The sequence below is a fragment of the Pseudomonas multiresinivorans genome (assembly GCF_012971725.1).
Classification (GTDB): domain Bacteria; phylum Pseudomonadota; class Gammaproteobacteria; order Pseudomonadales; family Pseudomonadaceae; genus Pseudomonas; species Pseudomonas multiresinivorans.
This window is the reverse complement of sequence record NZ_CP048833.1, coordinates 977,775-995,841: the sequence shown is the minus strand read 5'-3', so window position 1 is coordinate 995,841 and position 18,067 is coordinate 977,775. Positions and strand designations below refer to the sequence as shown.

Sequence of the window (18,067 nt, the reverse complement as noted above, 5' to 3'; positions counted from 1 at the left end):
TACATCGGCGGCTTTTTCGAGGAGTTGCGAGTCTACTCCAGCCGGCGCCGGACGGGCCACCGAACAATCCGCGCGCAGATCACCATAACAGTTGCCCGACGGCGCAACACCGGCGCGGCTCCCCCCGCTATAATCCGTCCTCTCGATACTCACCCCAGGCGCCGGCCTCCAGGCCCACGCCGCCCAAGTAGAAGACCCTTCGCCATGAACCAGGATCAGCTCAAGCAGGCAGTCGCCCAGGCCGCCGTCGACCACATCCTTCCGCACCTCGACAGCAAGAGCATCGTCGGCGTGGGCACCGGCTCCACCGCCAACTTCTTCATCGACCTGCTGGCCCGGCACAAGGCCGAGTTCGACGGCGCCGTGGCCAGCTCCGAAGCCACCGCCCAGCGCCTGAAGGGCCACGGCATCCCGGTCTACGACCTGAACACGGTCAGCGAGCTGGAGTTCTACGTGGACGGCGCCGACGAGACCAACGAGCGCCTGGAACTGATCAAGGGCGGCGGCGCCGCACTGACCCGCGAGAAGATCGTCGCTGCAGTGGCCCGGAAGTTCATCTGCATCGCCGACGGCAGCAAGCTGGTGCCGATCCTCGGCGAGTTCCCGCTGCCGGTGGAAGTCATCCCCATGGCCCGCAGCCACGTCGCCCGCCAACTGGTGAAGCTGGGCGGCGACCCGGTGTACCGCGAGGGCGTGCTGACCGACAACGGCAACATCATCCTCGACGTGCACAACCTGCGCATCGACAGCCCGGTACAGCTGGAAGAGGCGATCAACAACATCGTCGGCGTGGTCACCAACGGCCTGTTCGCCGCCCGCCCGGCCGACCTGCTGCTGCTGGGCACCACCGAAGGCGTGAAGACCCTCAAGGTTTGACCCCCTCGGGCGCCATCCGCCGGGTGGCGCCTTCCAGAGCCTCTGCTGCCGTCTACGCTGGGATGACCTCAAGCCCCAACGGAGATGCAGCATGGCCGCCAAATACCATCTGAAGAAGGCCAGTGATGGCCAGTTCCACTTCAACCTGCACGCCAGCAATGGCGAGATTGTCCTGACCAGCGAGCTTTACAAGGCCAAGACCTCGGCCATCGACGGCATCGAGTCGGTGCGCAAGAACTCCCAGCGCGAAGGCGCCTTCGAGGTCAAGGTCGCCGCCAACGGCAAGCATCACTTCGTACTCAAGGCCACCAACGGCCAGGTCGTCGGACAGAGCCAGATGTACGCCAGCAAGGCCACCGCCGATGCCGGCGTAGCGGCGGTCAAGCGTTACGCCGGGGATGCGCCGATCAGTGACGACACCTGATCGCGCACCGTTTCGGTGAGCGTCCTCACACAGCTGCCTTGCACGGCCGGCACAGTCGCCGGCCGTGTATCAACATTGTTACAGTGGCGCGACACCCTCGGTCACTGACGCGTCAAATTCCGCCCATCTCCGGCGAACCGGCCTGCATCCTGCTTTCCTCCGGCGCACGCATCGAAGACCGATGCGATTCCAATCGACACAGAGGAAAGTGCCGTGTTCAAACCCTTAGCCGTTGCGGTCAGCCTGGGATGCGCCGCGTTTTCGATCGACGCCAGCGCCTACGAATACGGGGATTACGCCGAGGACACCCTCGACACCCTGATCAACGATTACCCCGGCCGTTACCGTGGCACCGCCAGTTTCGCCGGCGCCACCGCGCTCATGCAGTCGCGCCTGGGCTTCGGCTACCAGACGCAGATCCAGGACTTCACCTGGGCCGGCAACCGCAGCTCGCAGAACGTCATCGCCAGTGCCGCGGGCAGCAGCGGCCAGTACGTGGTGCTGGGCGCCCACTACGACACCTACTACGGCCGCCCCACCCTGCAAGGCCTGGACGACAACGGCTCCGGCGCTGCCGTACTGACGGAGATCGCCCGCAACCTGGGCGGCATCGAACTGGAGAACGGCCTGGAGGTGGTCGGCTTCGGCGCCGAGGAAGAAGGCCTGCGCGGCTCGCGCGCCTACGTCGCCTCGCTCAGTGAGGAACAGCGCAGCAACCTGCTGGGCATGATCAACCTCGACAGCCTGATCACCGGCGACAAGATGTACGCCCACGCCGGCTTCAACAGCGTCGACAACCCTGCGCTGGGCGCCTACCGCGACCAATTGCTGCGTATCGCCCAGGAACTGAAGATCCCGCTGTTCACCAACCCCGGCCTGAACGAGGAATACCCCGCGGGCACCGGTTGCTGCAGCGACGGCGAAAGCTTCGAGGGCCTGAACGTACCGGTGCTGTTCATCGAAGCCACCAACTGGGAACTGGGCGAGCTGGACGGCTACGATCAGTCCGACAACCCCGCCATCCCCGGCGGCGCCACCTGGCACAACCCCGCGCTGGACAACGAGCAGGTACTCACTGGCGCCTTCGGCCAGGAGCGCATCGACCAGCGCCTGCGTGATTTCTCGCGCCTGCTCACGCGCCTGGTGCTGGAGTTGACCAACGCAGACCTGCTCGCCTCCACCGCCTCCGGCGGCGCCATGGCGCGGCAGATGGAAGACCAGCTGCAGCGCCAGCACCTGGCCCTGACCCGTCTGCATGACCGCCGCTGGCTGAGCCTGCTGGGCAGCTCGCGCCCGGTCGGCAGCTTCGACGGCGCCGTTGGCGTGGAAGGTGAAACCACCCCCGAGAGCGGCTTCGACATGCCCGGCGACCCGCGCTCACACCGCGCCGGGGTGAACCTGCTGGGTGATTATCGCGCCAGCGAGGCACTGACCGTTGGCGGCAGCCTGAGCTTCCAGCGCAGCCGCGACAACCTCGACCACAGCGCGCGACTGGAAGCGGAAACCTGGCAGCTCGGCCTCTATGGCCTGTTCAACGACGGCGGCCCGGCCTGGGTGGGCGGCGAGCTGAGCGCCGGCTACGCGGACTTCGACAGCAAGCGCTCGGTGTACCTGAAGGCGAAGAACGGCCCGGTGCTGCTCGACCAGCGCATCGACGGCGACACCAACGCCTGGTTCTGGGGCGCGCGGATCGACGGCGGCTACGACTTCGACTTCGCCGGCATCAAGACCGGGCCGCAGGGCGGGCTGGACTATGTGCACTACAAGATCGACGACTTCAACGAGGATGACGACCTGCGCACCGCGCTGGGTTACGAGAAGCAGGACTATGACTCGGTCGAAGCCAGCCTAGGCTGGGGCCTGCGCGGCGAGCTGCCGCTGGGTAACCGCATGGCCGTGCAGCCGTACGCCAGCGTGCGCTGGGTGAAGGAGCTGGCCGACGGTCGCCTGGACGATATCGCCCTGACCGCCCTGGGCGATGGCCGCACCCGCGTCGCCGACCTGGGCGGCGTGGACAAGGACTTCGGCCGCGCCCAGGTCGGTGCCCTGCTGGCAGTCACCGAGCAGTTGGGCGTGTTCGCCGAGGCCAATTCGCGCTTCGCCCACAGTGAGGGCAGCCAGGCGTCCTATTCCCTCGGCGTGCAGTGGCAGTTCTGATCGCGGGAAAGCGAGGCGCACTCAGTGCGCCTCGCGCTTCTTGAATACGTAGAACAGATTGGGCTCGCTCACCAGGTACAGCGTGCCCTGGTCGTCCATGGCGATACCTTCGGCCTGCGGCACGCTGCGACGCAAGCCGCTCATGCCGCGCAGCAGCGACAGCGAACTGATCGGTTCGCCATCGGCGCTCAGCTCCAGCACCAGCCGGGACTCGTCTGACAGCGCCAGCAGGTGGCCGCTGCGCTCGTCGTACTGCAGGCTGGAAAGGTCGCGGACGAAGAGGTTGCGGTTGTGCTTGAGGTCTTCCACCACATGCACCGCGGTCGGTTGCTCCGACTGCTCATAGGGGAAGCCGCGCACCTCGTAGATATGCACCGGGCTACGTTCCTTGGCGACGAACAAGCGCTTTCCCTGCGAATCGTAGGCCAGCCCCTCGAAGCCGCTGTTGCCGCCGCGCCCCAGGGCCAGGGCGAGCTGCTGGGCGTCTTCGGCATGCAGCTCCTTCGTGTCATCGCGCAGCTCCACCCGCAGCAGGCGCTGGTGGGTCTCGTCGGTAATCACATAGACGTTGCGGCTGATGTACTCGATGGCCTCGGTATCGCCGAATCCATGCAGCTCGATCTTGCGCAGCACCTTGCCCTCGAGTGACAGCTCGACGAGCTCGTTCTGCTTGTTGGTGACGGTGAACAGGGTCTGCCGGTCCGGGTCGTAGGTCAGCGCCGAAACGTTGTCCTCCAGCCCCTCGATCGGCTGCGCCTCCAGTACCACGCGGTAGTCGGGCAGCCAGAGGGACTGTTCCTGCCACTGCGCAGCATGGCGCCACTCGTTGAACTTGAACCAGGCGCGCTCGTAGACCCGGAAGCTCTGGCCCAGCGCGAGCAACGCGGCCAGGGCGAGCAGCGCCAGCAGCAGGAACAGGCGATGGGGTTTGAGCAGACGGCGCATGGAGGACTCTGGATGGGGATGGCGGGGCAGAGTGACAGCAGCGCCTGAAGCCAAACTTAAAGGCCATCATCCGCTGCGGGCAGGCTAGAGTCAGGTTAGCTCAAGACTGTCCTGTGTTTCTTTTGCAAGCCACGGCAAGAGGCGTATCGATGGCCCAGCATCTGCTCCCCGAACAACGCCAGCAGGCGACCCTGCACACGGTGGTGCTGGCGACCGAGGTGCTGCACCACGCGGGCGTACCGCGGCAGAAACTGCTCGAAGGCAGCGGCATTGGCGAAGCGGACCTGCTGACGCCGGAGAAGCTGATCACCCACGCTCAGGAGCTGCGGGTCTTCGCCAACGCCCTCAACTGCCACCACGACCCGGCGCTGGGCCTCTACCTCGGCCTGCGCATGCATGTCTCGGCTTACGGAATCCTGGGTTACAGCATGCTCGCCAGCCGGACACTGCGCGATGCGCTGCAACTGGCGCTGTCGTTCCCCGAGCTGCTGGGCACCTACTTCCGCCTGGCGCTGACGCCGCAGGGCGACGAAGTCCACCTGACCGCCGACGGCTACCGCTACGCGCCGGAGCTGACGGTATTCAACACCGAGCTGTGCCTGACCTCGCTGCTGACGGTGATCCGCGACCTGCTCGGCGAATCGGTGCGCCCGCGCCGGCTGCTGCTCGCCTACCGTCCGCCGCTGCACGCGGAGACCTACACCGAGCGCCTCGGCTGCCCGGTGGATTTCGGCGCGCCGACCAGCGCGCTGTGCTTCAGCCCCGCCCTGCTGGACCGCCCGCTGCCGCTGGCCGATCCGGTCAGCTGCCACAACGGCGTGCAGCAATGCCTGCGCATGAGCGCGACGCTCAGCAGCCGCGGCGACATGATCGACCAGTTGCGCGAGCACCTGGCCAGTCACCTGCAGGACACCGCCAGCCTGGACACCGTGGCGCGCCACCTGCACCGCTCCACCCGCACCCTGCGCCGCCATCTGCAGCAGCAGAACACCAGTTATCAACAGGTGCTCGATGAAGTGCGCTTCGACCGTGCGCGGCAACTCCTCAAGGACACCGACCTGCCCATCTACCTGATCGCCGAACAGCTGGGCTACAGCGAGACGGCCAGCTTCCGCCATGCCTTCCAGCGCTGGAGCGGGGCGAGTCCGAGCCTTTACCGAGGCTGAGGAAAGGGGCGGAGCCAAACTCAAGCGCCCGAGCCGTCCCGTTCGCGAGCAAGCTCGCTCCTACAAAATCGGCATCCCGCTGACGCCCGAAATCCAGCATTGCAGGGCGCATTTTCAACTTGGCCTGATTTATCCCTTATTGGCCTGATCTATCGTTCTGCGCATCCCGGCGCTTGGTCATTATCAATCCGCAGCTAGGTGAAACGGCCCTAGAAACCGTAAAACCTCAACAATAACAACTGCTTAACTGCATGGTACAAGCATGACCAGCGCGATCACCATCGAGCGGATATGCATGGAGTTCGGTACACCCGGACAAGGCCTCAAGGCCCTGGACGACGTGTCACTGGAAATCCGCGCCAACGAATTCTTCACCCTCCTCGGCCCTTCGGGCTGCGGCAAGACCACCTTGCTGCGACTGATCGCCGGCTTCGAACAACCCTCCTCCGGCAGCATTCGCCTCTACGGCGACGCGATGGAAGGCCTTCCGCCCTTCCGCCGCCCGGTCAATACCGTCTTCCAGAGCTACGCCCTGTTCCCGCACATGACCGTGGCGGAGAACATCGCCTTCGGCCTGGAAATGCAGGGCAAGCAGCGCAGCGACATCGATGCCACCGTGCAGAAGATGCTCGACCTGGTACGCCTGCCCGACGTCGGCAAGCGCCGCGCCGACCAGCTCTCCGGCGGTCAGCAGCAGCGCATCGCCCTGGCCCGCGCGCTGGCCAGCCGACCCAAGGTGCTGCTGCTCGACGAATCCCTCTCCGCGCTGGACCTCAAGCTGCGCAAGGAAATGCAGATCGAGCTCAAGCGCCTGCAGCACGAGACCGGCATCACCTTCATCTTCGTCACCCACGACCAGGAAGAAGCGCTGACCATGTCCGACCGCATCGCAGTGATGAGTCGCGGCAAGGTCATGCAGATCGGCACGCCCACCGAGATCTACGAGGCGCCGGTCAACCGCCTGGTGGCCGACTTCATCGGCGAGACCAATTTCCTCGAAGGCGAATCCAGCGGCGACAGCGTGCGCCTGGCCGATGGTCAGATGCTCCCGGCCGCCACCACCCTGCCCGGCAAGGTGACCCTGGCGATCCGCCCGGAGCGCACCGAGCTGGCACAGGACGGTCAGCTCGAAGGCGTGGTCGAGAACATCGTCTACGTCGGCACCGACACCGTGTACCACCTCAACGTCGCCGGTCAGGGCGGCTTCCGCGTGCGTCAGCAGAATCGCGACGGCGCTCTTTCCACCCACGCGCCCGGCGCGCGGGTGCGGGTCCGCATTCCCGCCACCGCCATCCGGGTGCTGGCCGAATGAGTACACTGCGCGCACAAGCGGAACGCAAATCGCTGTTCAAGCGCCTGGCCCTGACCAGCCCGGCGATGATCATGCTGATCGTGTTCCTGGTCCTGCCGCTGGGCATCATGTTCGCCGTGTCGGTGCAGGTACCGGGGGACTACGGCGGCGTCAAATGGGGCCAGCACACCGTCGAGGCCTACATCAACTTCCTCTGGGAGCGCGACCTGGACGACAGCCTGGCGTTCAACGCCGACTACCTGGGCATCTTCCAGCGCTCGTTCTGGCTGTCGATCCTGACCACCCTGGGCTGCGTGCTGATCGGCTTCCCCACCGCGCTGTACCTGGCGCTGCAGGACGAACGCCGGCGCAACCTGCTGCTGTTCCTGGTCACGGTGCCGTTCTGGACCAACCTGCTGGTGCGGGTCTATGCCTGGATGCTGCTGCTGCGCAACGGCGGGCTGATCGACGAGGGTCTGCACGGGCTGGGTTTCTCCAACGCCTCCCTGGGCATCCTCTACACCGACAACGCGGTGATCATCGGCCTGCTCTACACCTACCTGCCGTTCATGGTCCTGCCCATCTACACCAGCCTTGAGAAAATGGACTGGCGCCTGGTGGAGGCGGCCTTCGACCTGGGCGCCAACCGCTGGAAGGCGCTGAAGCGGATCATCATCCCGCTGGCCATGCCCGGCATCGTCGCCGGCTGCATCCTGGTGTTCATTCCCTCGCTGGGCAGCTACATCATTCCCGAGCTGCTGGGGGGCGGTAAGTCGCTGATGATCGGCAACCTGATCCAGTTGCAGTTCGGCACGGCGCACAACTGGCCGTTCGGCGCGGCGCTGTCCTTCGCCCTGCTGGCCTTCGTGCTGCTGGCGATGCTGATCTACAGCATGCGGTTCAAACAGGGCGCGGCGGGAGGTCATCCATGAAGTCGGCCAACCCGCTCTGGCGGTTCACCGGAGTCCGGCCCGCTGCCTGGCTGTTCTTCGCCTTCCTCTATATCCCGATCTTCGTGCTGGTGGTGCTGAGCTTCAACAGCGGCCAGTCGGCCACGCTGTGGGAAAGCTTCAGCCTGAAGTGGTATTCGGTGGTGGCGGATGATCCTGAAATCCTCCGCGCAGCGAAGAACTCGCTGATCGTCGCAACCCTGGCCACCGTCGTCGCCACCACCCTGGCCACGCTCGCTGCGCTGGGCATGCGCGGTCGCTCGTTCCGCGGGCAGACGTTGATGAGTGGTGTGCTGGGCCTGCCGCTGCTGGTGCCGGAGATCGTCACCGCCGTGGCGACACTCATGTTCTTCGCCTTCATCGGCCTGAAGCTGTCGCTGTTCACCATCCTGCTGGCGCACATCGTGTTCTGCATTCCCTTCGCCTACCTGCCGATCCGCGCCCGTCTCGAAGGCATGGACCCCAGGCTGGCGGAAGCGGCGGCGGACCTCTATGCCTCGCCCTGGAAGACTTTCTGGAAAGTGACCTTCCCGCTGCTGACGCCGGGGATCGTGTCCGGTGCGATGCTGGCGTTCATCATCTCGATGGACGACTTCGTCATCACCTACTTCGTCGCCGGCGCCGGGGCCACCACCCTGCCGGTGTACATCTTCAGTTCCATCCGCATGGGGATTTCCCCGAAGATCAACGCCATATCTTCAATAATACTGTTGATTTCCATCGCGTTCGTTGCGTTGTCGTACTACGTCGGCCAGCGTCGCCGCTGACCTCCTGCCGCCAATCAAAACAACATTGCAAGGAGCTTCACCGATGAAATTCCGCCGTACCCCCATCGCCCGCACGCTCGTCGCCGCCAGCCTGCTGCTGGCCGGCAGCGCCCATGCGGACGGCACCCTGCACTTCGCCAACTGGTCCGACTACTTCCCACCGGAACTGCTGAAGAAGTTCGAGAAGGACACCGGCATCCACGCCACCCTGGACTCCTACGACAGCAACGAAACCCTGCTGGCCAAGCTCAAGGCCGGCGGCGGCGCCTACGACGTGGTCGTGCCGTCGGACAGCTTCATCGAGATCTTCGTCAAGGAAGGCCTGCTGCAGAAGCTCGACAAGGCGCAGCTGCCGAACCTGGCCAACCTCAAGGACAAGTTCAAGACCCTGACCTACGACCCGGGCCACGACTACTCCGTGCCCTACCTGTGGGGCACCACCGGCTACAGCTACGACAGCGCCAAGGTGCCGGGCGGCAAGCTGGATGAGAGCTGGAAGCCGTTCTTCGAGCCGCCGGCGGAGCTCAAAGGCAAGGTCGTGGCGCTCAACTCCATCGAGGAACTCTACGCCCCCGCGTCCTACTACCTGGGGATCGACGAGTGCACCGAGGACCCGAAAGAGGCGGCGAAGATCCAGGACCTGCTGCTCAAGCAGAAACCCATGCTGGCCATGTACAACAGCGACGGCACCATCGAGCGCATGGCCGCCGGCGAAGTCTCCATGCACCAGCAATGGAACGGCGCGTTCCACCGCGCCCACGCCCAGCGCGCCAGCCTGGTCTACGTCTATCCGAAGGAAGGCGTGCGCCTGTTCATCGACAACCTGACCATTCCCAAGGACGCCACCAACATCAAGGAGGCTCACGCCTTCCTGAACTGGATGATGCAGCCCGAGAACATCGCCCTGGCCTCCAACTTCGCCAAGTACAACAACGCGATCGAAGGCTCGGACAAGTTCATGGACAAGGAGCTGTTCGACGACCCGGCGATCAACACCCCGGCGGACAAGCTGGATCGCCTGAAGCCCTTCAAGCTCTGCTCGCCGAAAGCGCTGCAACTGCGTTCCAAGGTCTGGACCAAGCTGAAGAAATGACCCACAGGTCACCCGGCGCGGCGGTGCGCGCCGGGTGATACTGACAGCCATTTTGGCCATTTCGATCCCTTTTTGACCCTTTGCAGGGTTCTGCCCGGTGACCTCGGTTGCTAGAGTCGGGCGGCTCGCGCAGGGAGCGGCTGGAAAGGCGGCCAGCCCCGGTGCCATCGCCGATGGCGCAGGGATTTCCCGAGGGAACGCGAGCGCGTTATCCACAAGAACAAATGCCCCGAGAACGCCCATGACCAGCTTTTGCGTCACCCTGCAGCAAACACCCTCATACCTCGCGCGTCGTCAACGCTGCGGCTGAGCCGTAACTCCGACGACTTCAGGACGGCCACCGAACGCCGCCCGCCCGCAAGACAACAACAATCGCGAGGATTCCCCCCATGGCCAGCCAACACAGCGCCAGCACAGCTCACACCCAACAGGGCACCCCGGCCAACGCCGACGCCCGCCTGAAACGCGTCCTGGGCCTGCCCGCCCTGGTCTTCTTCGGCCTGGTCTACATGGTTCCGCTGACCATGTTCACCACCTACGGCGTGGTCACCGAGATGACCGGCGGCCGTACCGCCAGTGCCTACCTGATCACCCTGCTGGCGATGCTGTTCACCGCCGCTTCCTACAGCTTCATGGTGCGCAAGTATCCGATCTCGGGTTCTGCGTATTCCTACACCAGCCTGAGCTTCGGCCCGGTGGTCGGTTTCCTGTCCGGCTGGTCGCTGCTGCTCGACTACCTGTTCCTGCCGATGATCAACTACCTGCTCATCGGCCTGTTCATGAACATCGCCTTCCCGGAAATCCCGGCCTGGGTGTTCGTGGTCGCCTCCATCGCCCTGGTGACCGTGCTCAACGTGGTCGGCATCAGCCAGGTGGCCGGCATGAGCAACGTCATCGTCGGCGCGCAATTGGTGTTCATCGTGGTGTTCGTGATCATGTCGATCAAGACACTGGCCGGCGGCGCGGCGATCGACTTCAGCCTGCCCTTCGTCGGTGACGGCACCCAGCCAGGGTTCGCCCCGCTGATGGCCGGCGCCGCGGTGTTGTGCCTGTCGTTCCTGGGCTTCGACGCGGTCTCGACCATGGCCGAGGAAACCCGCGACGCCCGCCGCGACATCCCCCGCGCGATCATCATCACCACCGTCATCGCCGGCCTGATGTTCACCCTGCTGGCGATCATCAGCCAGTTGGTGTTCCCCGGCAGCGTGTTCCAGAACGCCGACTCGGCGGCCAACGAAGTGATGCTCAAGGCCGGCGGCCAGTTCCTCGGCAACTTCTTCACCTCCGCCTACATCGCCGGCTGCATCGGCTCGGCGCTCGCGTCCCAGGCCTCGGTGTCGCGCATCATCTTCACCATGGGCCGCGACGGCATCCTGCCGCGCAGCCTGTTCGGCACACTGCACGCGCGCTTCCAGACCCCGGTGGTGGCAATCCTGGTGGTGTCGGCGATTTCCCTGCTGGCCGTGGTGCTGGACCTGACCACCCTCGCCTCGATGATCAGCTTCGGTGCGCTGGTGGCCTTCTCCGTGGTCAACCTGGCGGTGATCCGCACCTACCTGGGCGTGGAGCGCCGCCGCGGCGCGAAGAACGTCCTGCTGTACGGCGCCATCCCGTTCATCGGCCTGTGCCTGACGCTGTGGCTGTGGACCAGCCTGTCGCAGATGACCCTGATCGTGGGCCTGAGCTGGTTTGCCGTCGGCTTCGCCTACCTGGCGGTGCATACCGGCGGCTTCCGCCGCAAGGCACCGAGTGTGAATTTCGAGGAAAACGCCTGATAACCGGAACCTAACCGGGCGCCTGCGGGCGCCCTCAGGAGCGCGTGATGTTGACGATCTACACCGACGACCATCGCTTGCACCACGGTCAGCACGAGCTGATCGGCGGCCAGTTCACCCCCTGCTTCGAGAAGCCCAGCCGCGCCGACATGGTGCTGGACCGGGCCAAGGCGGTAAAACTGGGCGATATCCAGGCCCCGCGTGATTTCGGCCTGGACCCCATCCTGAGGGTGCACAGCGAAGGCTTCGTGCGGTTCCTGCAACACGCCTGGCGTGACTGGCTGGCTACCGGCCGGACCCACGACATGCTGCCGATCTGCTGGCCGACCCGCCGCCTGCGGCAGAAGGAGCCGGACAGCATCGACGGCCGCCTGGGCTACTACAGCCTGGACGCCGGCGCGCCGATCACCGCCGGCACCTGGCAGGCGGTGCTCAGCTCGGTGAACGTGGCCATGACCGGCCAGGCCGAACTGGCCAAGGGCGCGCGCTCGGTCTTCTCGCTGTGCCGCCCGCCGGGCCACCACGCCTCGGCGGACTTCATGGGCGGCTACTGCTTCTTCAACAACGCGGCCATTGCCGCACAGTCGATCCTCGACCAGGGCGCCAACCGCGTGGCCATCCTTGACGTCGACTACCACCACGGCAACGGCACCCAGGACATCTTCTACGACCGCGCCGACGTGCTCTTCACCTCGATCCACGGTGACCCGCGCTTCGAGTATCCCTACTTCCTCGGCTACGCCGAAGAGAAGGGCCAGGGCGTGGGCGAGGGCTTCAACTTCAACTACCCGCTGGCCTCGGGCAGCGACTGGTCGGTGTGGAGCCTGGCGCTGCAGGCAGCGATCCGGCAGATCTCGGCGTACAAGCCGGACGTGCTGATCGTGTCGCTGGGCGTGGACACCTACAAGGAAGACCCGATCTCCCAGTTCAAGCTGGACAGCCCGGACTACCTGCGCATGGGCGAAGCCATCGGCAAGCTCGGCCTGCCGACCCTGTTCGTCATGGAAGGGGGTTATGCGGTGGAAGAGATCGGCATCAATGCGATCAACGTGCTGCAGGGCTTCGAAAGTATCGGCTGATGACTGGAACGTCTCGCACCTGGCGTGGACTGCAAAGCCCCTCTCCCCAGCCCTCTCCCTGAAGGGAGAGGGAGCCATTCGGTGTTGCCGGCAGGCTCGGTGTTTCGCTTGACGACGCTCAGTCCCCTCTCCCTTCAGGGAGAGGGTTAGGGAGAGGGCGGCGGCGCGTCTTCCATAGAGCCAACAGGTATCAACCGAAAGCAAAAAAGCCGCGCCGGGGACGGGGTTCCCGGCGCGGCTATTTATCGAGAGCGGATTACTGGAGGATTTCCACGCGATCCACGTCGATGTCGGTGGGCTTCTGCTTGTGGTGATCGACTTCACCAGTCAGGCGCACCTTGGTGTTCTCGGAGACCGAAGTGCCCGCCGGCCAATCGTCGTGGTCGATCTCGACCTGGATGCTGCCGGTGGCGTCCTTGAACTCGTAATGCTCGCTGCTGATGCGCTTGGTGATGGTGCCTTCGAGCACGACCTTGGTGTCATCGGCGGCGGCCTGGGCCTGCTTCACCGTGGTGATCTGGCCGGCGGCAGCGGCGGCGGGTTGGGCATCGCTGCCCGGGCCGGTGTAGCCGCCAGCGGCCAGGGTAACGGTGGAGAACAGGCCAACGGCAGCGATCAGGGGGAGATGACGGAGTTTCATGGAAGTGCCTCCTTGGGCGTTTTCGATGGGTTCAGCTTAGTGTCCATGGCTGAAACCAGCCTGAATCAGGACTTAATCCAAGCTTAAGACCCCAGAACCGCCATTTACTCCGAGCTGAATCAATCCTTGGTCGGCTGCGCCTCACGCTTGAACACGTAGAACAGGTCCGGCTCGCTGACCATATAGATAGTGCCCTGCTCATCGATGGCCACGCCTTCGGCGCGCGGAATCCGGTCGTGCAAGCCGTTCAGGCCACCGAGCAGGCTGATGAAGCTGACCGGCTCGCCCTTCTCGTCCAGCTCCAGTAGCAGGTGCGATTCCGCAGACAGCACCAGGGTGTGCCCGGTGCGCGGGTCGATGCTCAGCGCCGAGACGTTGCGCATCATCAACTGGTCGCTGGGCAACGCCTGCAGCGCACCGTGCAACGCGGCGCTGCCATCGCTGGCGAGGCTGAACAGGGTCAGCGGATCACGCTCCTGGCCAAGCAGCAGGCGATGCTGGCGCGGGTCCCAGGCGATGCCTTCTATGCCCTTGTTCTTCTTGCCGCGCTCGCCCAGGTCGAAGCTGGAGAGTTTCTCGGTACTCAACTCGCGGGTCTGCGGGTCGACGTGGAAGATGGTCAGGGAATTCTTGCGCTCGTCGGTCACCGCGACGTTGCCACCTTCGAGCACCGCCACGCCTTCTGGGTTGGACATGCCCAACAGCGGAATTACCCGGAGCACGTCACCGGTGAGCGACAGCTCGGCCAGCAGGGGCTTCTTGCCGGTGACGGTGAAAAGCGTGCGGGTGACCGGGTTGTAGGCCAGGTCGGAAGTCTCCTGCCCCTCGATGCCACCCTTGAGCGGCTTGGCCTGGATTACTGCGCGATAGCCGGGCAGCCAGATACTTTCGGAGCGCGACTGGGCGCTGGTGTCCTGCTCGCGCAACCAGAGACGGGCGCGGTCATCCCAGTGGAAGCGCGAAGTCAGGTAGCCGAGCACCACCAGGATGAACAGGAGGGCCAGCAGCAGCCAGCGAGGACGAAGGATGGACATGGTCATGACGACTCTTGTTGGTCAGCACGGCAAGGTGCCCCGCAACAAGCGAAGGCCGCACAATCGGCGGCCTTCGGCGGGACAACGAGGTTATAGCACGCGGCTTTCGAAGCGACTGGCGCCCGGAAGTTCCAGCACCACGTCGCTGCCGCTCTGCAGCGGACCGACGCCTACCGGGGTGCCGGTGGACACCACGTCCCCCGGCTGCAGCGAGAAATGCCCGCAGATATGCTGGATCAGCGGCACGATAGGGTTGAGCATGTCGCGGCTGTTGCCATCCTGGCGGACTTCACCGTCGATGGTCAGGCGGATGCCGATATCGGTCGGGTCCGGGAAGTGGTCGGCGCTGACGAAGGGCGCCAGCACGAAGGCGCCGTCGAAGGACTTGGCCAGTTCCCACGGCAGGCCCTTTTCCTTCAGCTTGGCCTGCACGTCGCGCAGGGTCAGGTCCAGCGCCGGGGCGTAGCCGGAAATGGCGTCCAGCACTTCCTCGGCACTCGGCTTGCGCGACAGCGGCTTGCCGATCAGTACGGCGATTTCCGCCTCGTAATGCACCGAGCCACGATCCTCGGGAATGGCGAAGCCGCCAGCCTGGGAAACCGTGCAGGAACCGGGCTTGATGAACAGCAGCGGCTCGGTCGGCACCGGGTTGTTCAGCTCCTTGGCGTGCTCCGCGTAGTTGCGGCCGACGCAGACCACCTTGCCCAGGGTGAAATGGATCGGGGTGCCATCGACATACTGATGCTGGTAACTCATGACCGACTCCTGAACGCAAGGAAGAGATGATCCGCGCGGGGTTCGTGACCCCGCGCGGTTGCCCGCATCCTGCCGGCGCACGCGCCACTTCCCGTGACGCTGACGTGCGAAGGGCCGGTAAACCGGCCCTCCTGTATATGCAGCGACTTATTCGGCGAAAATCTTGCCGGGATTCATGATCCCGTTCGGGTCGAACACCGCCTTGACCGCCTTCATGTAGCCGATTTCAGCCTCGGAGCGAGAGTAACCCAGGTAATCGCGCTTGGTCATGCCCACGCCGTGCTCGGCCGAAATGGAGCCATTGTACTTCTGCACGGTCTCGAACACCCACTTGTTGACGGTCGCGCACTTGGCGAAGAACTCGTCCTTGCTCAGGTTCTCGGGCTTCAGGATGTTCAGGTGCAGGTTGCCATCGCCAATGTGGCCGAACCACACGACTTCGAAGTCGGGGTAGTTGGCTTCGACGATGGTATCGATGTCCTTGAGGAAGGCCGGGACCTTGCTCACGGTGACCGAGATATCGTTCTTGTACGGCGTCCAGTGGGAGATGGTCTCGGAGATGTACTCGCGCAGTTTCCACAGGTTCTGCAGCTGCTGCTCGCTCTGGCTCATCACGCCGTCCAGCACCCAGCCCTGCTCTACACAATGTTCGAAAGTCGCCAGCGCCTCGTTGGCCACTTCCTCAGTGGTCGCTTCGAATTCCAGCAGCGCGTAGAACGGGCAATCGGTCTCGAAGGCCGGCGGAACGTCGCCGCGGGCCATGATCTTGGCCAGGGCCTTGTCGGAGAAGAACTCGAAGGCGGTCAGGTCCAGCTTGCTCTGGAAGGCATGCAGCACCGGCATGATCGAATCGAAGTCCGGGGTGCCGAGGACCATCGCGGTGAGGTTCTTCGGCTGGCGCTCCAGGCGCATGGTCGCCTCGACCACGAAGCCCAGGGTACCTTCGGCGCCGATGAACAGCTGGCGCAGGTCGTAGCCGGTGGCGTTCTTGATCAGGTCCTTGTTCAGCTCCAGCAGGTCGCCCTTGCCGGTGACGACCTTCATGCCGGCCACCCAGTTGCGGGTCATGCCGTAGCGAATGACCTTGATCCCGCCGGCATTGGTGCCGATGTTGCCGCCGATCTGGCTGGAACCGGACGATGCGAAGTCCACCGGGTAATAGAGGCCGTGCTCTTCGGCGAAGGTCTGCAACTGCTTGGTGATCACGCCCGGCTGGCAGACCGCGGTGCGGTCGAATTCGTTGAAATCGACGATCTTGTTCATGTAGTCGAAGGCCACGACCACTTCGCCATTGGCGGCGACGGCGGCGGCGGAGAGACCGGTACGGCCGCCCGAGGGGACCAGCGCGACCTTGTGCTCATTGGCCCAGCGGACGATGGCCTGGACCTGCTCGGTGCTCTTGGGGAAGGCGATCGCCAGGGGTGCCGGGGCGAAATGCTTGGTCCAGTCCTTGCCATAGGTGTCGAGGGAATCGGCGTCTGTCAGCAGCTTCCCGGCATCCAGCAGGGGCTTGAGCGATTCGATCAGGGCGTCGCGGGTCATTGGAGGAACTCTCAAATGGTTCATGGTCGTCCTGAGAACAGCTCAGGTCGCAACCGGGCAAGGAAAAGGGAGAACATGCTAGCATACGCACCCCACGCAGATCGCCACCTGGCGCCAAGCTTGGCACCGGCCGGTCCGGCCTGAGCTGTTCAATTTCTCGCCACATCCCGGGACTACAGGTTCAAAGCAGATGAGCAAGACTTCTCTCGACAAGAGCAAGATCAAATTCCTTCTCCTTGAAGGCGTGCACCAGAACGCCGTCGACACCCTCAAGGCGGCCGGCTACTCCAACATCGAGTACCTCAAGACCGCACTGTCCGGTGACGAGCTGAAGGAAAAGATTGCCGATGCACACTTCATCGGTATCCGCTCCCGCACCCAGCTGACCGAAGAAGTCTTCGACGCGGCCAAGAAACTGATCGCGGTGGGTTGCTTCTGCATCGGTACCAACCAGGTCGACCTGAACGCAGCCCGCGAGCGCGGTATCGCCGTGTTCAACGCGCCCTACTCCAACACCCGCTCGGTCGCCGAACTGGTGCTGGCCGAGGCCATCCTGCTGCTGCGCGGCATCCCGGAGAAGAACGCTTCCTGCCACCGCGGCGGCTGGATCAAATCCGCGGCCAACTCCTTCGAGATCCGCGGCAAGAAGCTGGGCATCGTCGGCTACGGCTCGATCGGCACCCAGCTCTCGGTCCTGGCAGAAGCCTTAGGGATGCAGGTGTTCTTCTACGACACCGTGACCAAGCTGCCGCTGGGTAACGCCCAGCAGGTCGGCAACCTGCACGAGCTGCTCGGCATGTCCGACATCGTCTCGCTGCACGTGCCGGAGCTGCCGTCCACCCAGTGGATGATCGGTGAAAAGGAAATCCGCGCCATCAAGAAAGGCGGCATCCTGATCAACGCCGCCCGTGGCACCGTGGTCGAGCTGGACCACCTGGCCGCCGCGATCAAGGACGAGCACCTGATCGGCGCTGCCATCGACGTGTTCCCGGTCGAGCCCAAGTCCAACGACGACGAGTTCGAAAGCCCGCTGCGTGGCCTGGATCGCGTGATCCTGACCCCGCACATCGGCGGCTCCACCGCCGAAGCCCAGGCCAACATCGGCCTGGAAGTGGCCGAGAAGCTGGTCAAGTACAGCGACAACGGTACCTCGGTTTCTTCCGTCAACTTCCCGGAAGTAGCCCTGCCGTCGCACCCGGGCAAGCACCGCCTGCTGCACATCCACGAGAACATCCCGGGTGTGATGAGCGAAATCAACAAGGTGTTCGCCGACAACGGCATCAACATCTCCGGCCAGTACCTGCAGACCAACGACAAGGTTGGCTACGTCGTCATCGACGTCGACGCCGAGTACTCGGACCTGGCGCTGGAGAAGCTGCAGCACGTCAACGGCACCATCCGCAGCCGCGTTCTGTTCTAAGCGCTGATTGCGGTAAAGAAAAAGGAGGCCCTCGGGCCTCCTTTTTAGTTTCTGCGGTTTGGAATATCGGCGCGGCTGAAAGCCCCTCTCCCTAACCCTCTCCCTGAAGGGAGAGGGGACTGGCCTGGAGCGAGGAGATAGATTGAGTTAGC

16 protein-coding genes are annotated in these 18,067 nt (G+C 64.4%); 11 read left to right on the top strand and 5 right to left on the bottom strand.

All coding sequences use genetic code 11. The features are described 5' to 3' along the window. Window positions 1-204 precede the first annotated feature (204 nt). The 3 genes from rpiA to G4G71_RS04585 all read left to right on the top strand — a co-directional run bounded on the left by rpiA (window position 205) and on the right by G4G71_RS04585 (window position 3,457). Window positions 205-876, top strand: coding sequence for a ribose-5-phosphate isomerase RpiA (gene rpiA, locus G4G71_RS04595; RefSeq protein WP_169935676.1), 672 nt, complete (start codon window positions 205-207; stop codon window positions 874-876). A 91-nt stretch (window positions 877-967) separates the two neighbouring features. Beyond that, on the top strand, window positions 968-1,300 hold the full coding sequence (locus G4G71_RS04590) for a YegP family protein (protein WP_169935674.1): 333 nt from the start codon (window positions 968-970) through the stop codon (window positions 1,298-1,300). A 213-nt stretch (window positions 1,301-1,513) separates the two neighbouring features. Continuing rightward, window positions 1,514-3,457 (top strand): autotransporter outer membrane beta-barrel domain-containing protein, encoded by a 1,944-nt coding sequence (locus G4G71_RS04585; protein WP_169935672.1) that lies wholly within the window; start codon window positions 1,514-1,516, stop codon window positions 3,455-3,457. A gap of 21 nt (window positions 3,458-3,478) precedes the next feature. Here the strand turns inward: G4G71_RS04585 and G4G71_RS04580 are convergent, their stop codons facing one another. Continuing rightward, complete coding sequence (locus G4G71_RS04580) at window positions 3,479-4,402, bottom strand: SdiA-regulated domain-containing protein (protein WP_169935671.1); 924 nt, start codon at window positions 4,400-4,402, stop codon at window positions 3,479-3,481. A 149-nt stretch (window positions 4,403-4,551) separates the two neighbouring features. Here G4G71_RS04580 and G4G71_RS04575 point away from each other — a divergent pair, with 149 nt between their 5' ends. The 7 genes from G4G71_RS04575 (at window position 4,552) to G4G71_RS04545 (ending at window position 12,523) form a co-directional block, all read left to right on the top strand. Next, window positions 4,552-5,568 (top strand): AraC family transcriptional regulator, encoded by a 1,017-nt coding sequence (locus G4G71_RS04575; RefSeq protein ID WP_169935669.1) that lies wholly within the window; start codon window positions 4,552-4,554, stop codon window positions 5,566-5,568. 262 nt (window positions 5,569-5,830) lie between these two features. Beyond that, window positions 5,831-6,880, top strand: coding sequence for an ABC transporter ATP-binding protein (locus G4G71_RS04570; protein WP_054908116.1), 1,050 nt, complete (start codon window positions 5,831-5,833; stop codon window positions 6,878-6,880). Continuing rightward, entirely contained in the window at window positions 6,877-7,791 is a 915-nt protein-coding gene (locus tag G4G71_RS04565) for an ABC transporter permease (protein ID WP_169935667.1), read from the top strand. The genes G4G71_RS04570 and G4G71_RS04565 overlap by 4 nt, the downstream gene beginning before the upstream one ends. Further along, entirely contained in the window at window positions 7,788-8,576 is a 789-nt protein-coding gene (locus G4G71_RS04560) for an ABC transporter permease (RefSeq protein ID WP_045215587.1), read from the top strand. The genes G4G71_RS04565 and G4G71_RS04560 overlap by 4 nt, the downstream gene beginning before the upstream one ends. A 43-nt stretch (window positions 8,577-8,619) precedes the next feature. Next, window positions 8,620-9,669, top strand: a complete 1,050-nt coding sequence (locus tag G4G71_RS04555) for an ABC transporter substrate-binding protein (RefSeq protein ID WP_169935665.1) — start codon at window positions 8,620-8,622, stop codon at window positions 9,667-9,669. A 389-nt stretch (window positions 9,670-10,058) separates the two neighbouring features. Next, complete coding sequence (locus tag G4G71_RS04550) at window positions 10,059-11,444, top strand: APC family permease (protein ID WP_169935663.1); 1,386 nt, start codon at window positions 10,059-10,061, stop codon at window positions 11,442-11,444. A gap of 47 nt (window positions 11,445-11,491) precedes the next feature. Next, window positions 11,492-12,523 carry a histone deacetylase family protein gene (locus G4G71_RS04545; protein ID WP_169935661.1) on the top strand — a complete coding sequence of 344 codons (1,032 nt, stop codon included), beginning with the start codon at window positions 11,492-11,494 and terminating at the stop codon, window positions 12,521-12,523. A gap of 256 nt (window positions 12,524-12,779) precedes the next feature. Here G4G71_RS04545 and G4G71_RS04540 read toward each other — a convergent pair whose 3' ends face one another. From G4G71_RS04540 to G4G71_RS04525, 4 genes are all read right to left on the bottom strand, one after another. Continuing rightward, the gene (locus G4G71_RS04540) at window positions 12,780-13,163 is read right to left on the bottom strand and encodes a NirD/YgiW/YdeI family stress tolerance protein (protein ID WP_169935659.1); all 384 of its coding nucleotides are present in this window, start codon (window positions 13,161-13,163) and stop codon (window positions 12,780-12,782) included. Between the two features lie 119 nt (window positions 13,164-13,282). Then, a complete protein-coding gene (locus tag G4G71_RS04535) occupies window positions 13,283-14,203 on the bottom strand; it encodes an SdiA-regulated domain-containing protein (RefSeq protein WP_169935657.1) in 921 nt (306 codons plus the stop codon). Between the two features lie 84 nt (window positions 14,204-14,287). Next, window positions 14,288-14,953 (bottom strand): fumarylacetoacetate hydrolase family protein, encoded by a 666-nt coding sequence (locus tag G4G71_RS04530; protein ID WP_169935655.1) that lies wholly within the window; start codon window positions 14,951-14,953, stop codon window positions 14,288-14,290. Between the two features lie 147 nt (window positions 14,954-15,100). Beyond that, on the bottom strand, window positions 15,101-16,495 hold the full coding sequence (locus G4G71_RS04525; protein WP_169935653.1) for an FAD-binding oxidoreductase: 1,395 nt from the start codon (window positions 16,493-16,495) through the stop codon (window positions 15,101-15,103). 190 nt (window positions 16,496-16,685) lie between these two features. On the opposite strand from G4G71_RS04525, the gene serA reads away from it, so the two are divergent. Next, the gene (gene serA, locus G4G71_RS04520; protein ID WP_045215566.1) at window positions 16,686-17,915 is read left to right on the top strand and encodes a phosphoglycerate dehydrogenase; all 1,230 of its coding nucleotides are present in this window, start codon (window positions 16,686-16,688) and stop codon (window positions 17,913-17,915) included. The last annotated feature ends 152 nt before the right edge of the window (window positions 17,916-18,067 follow it).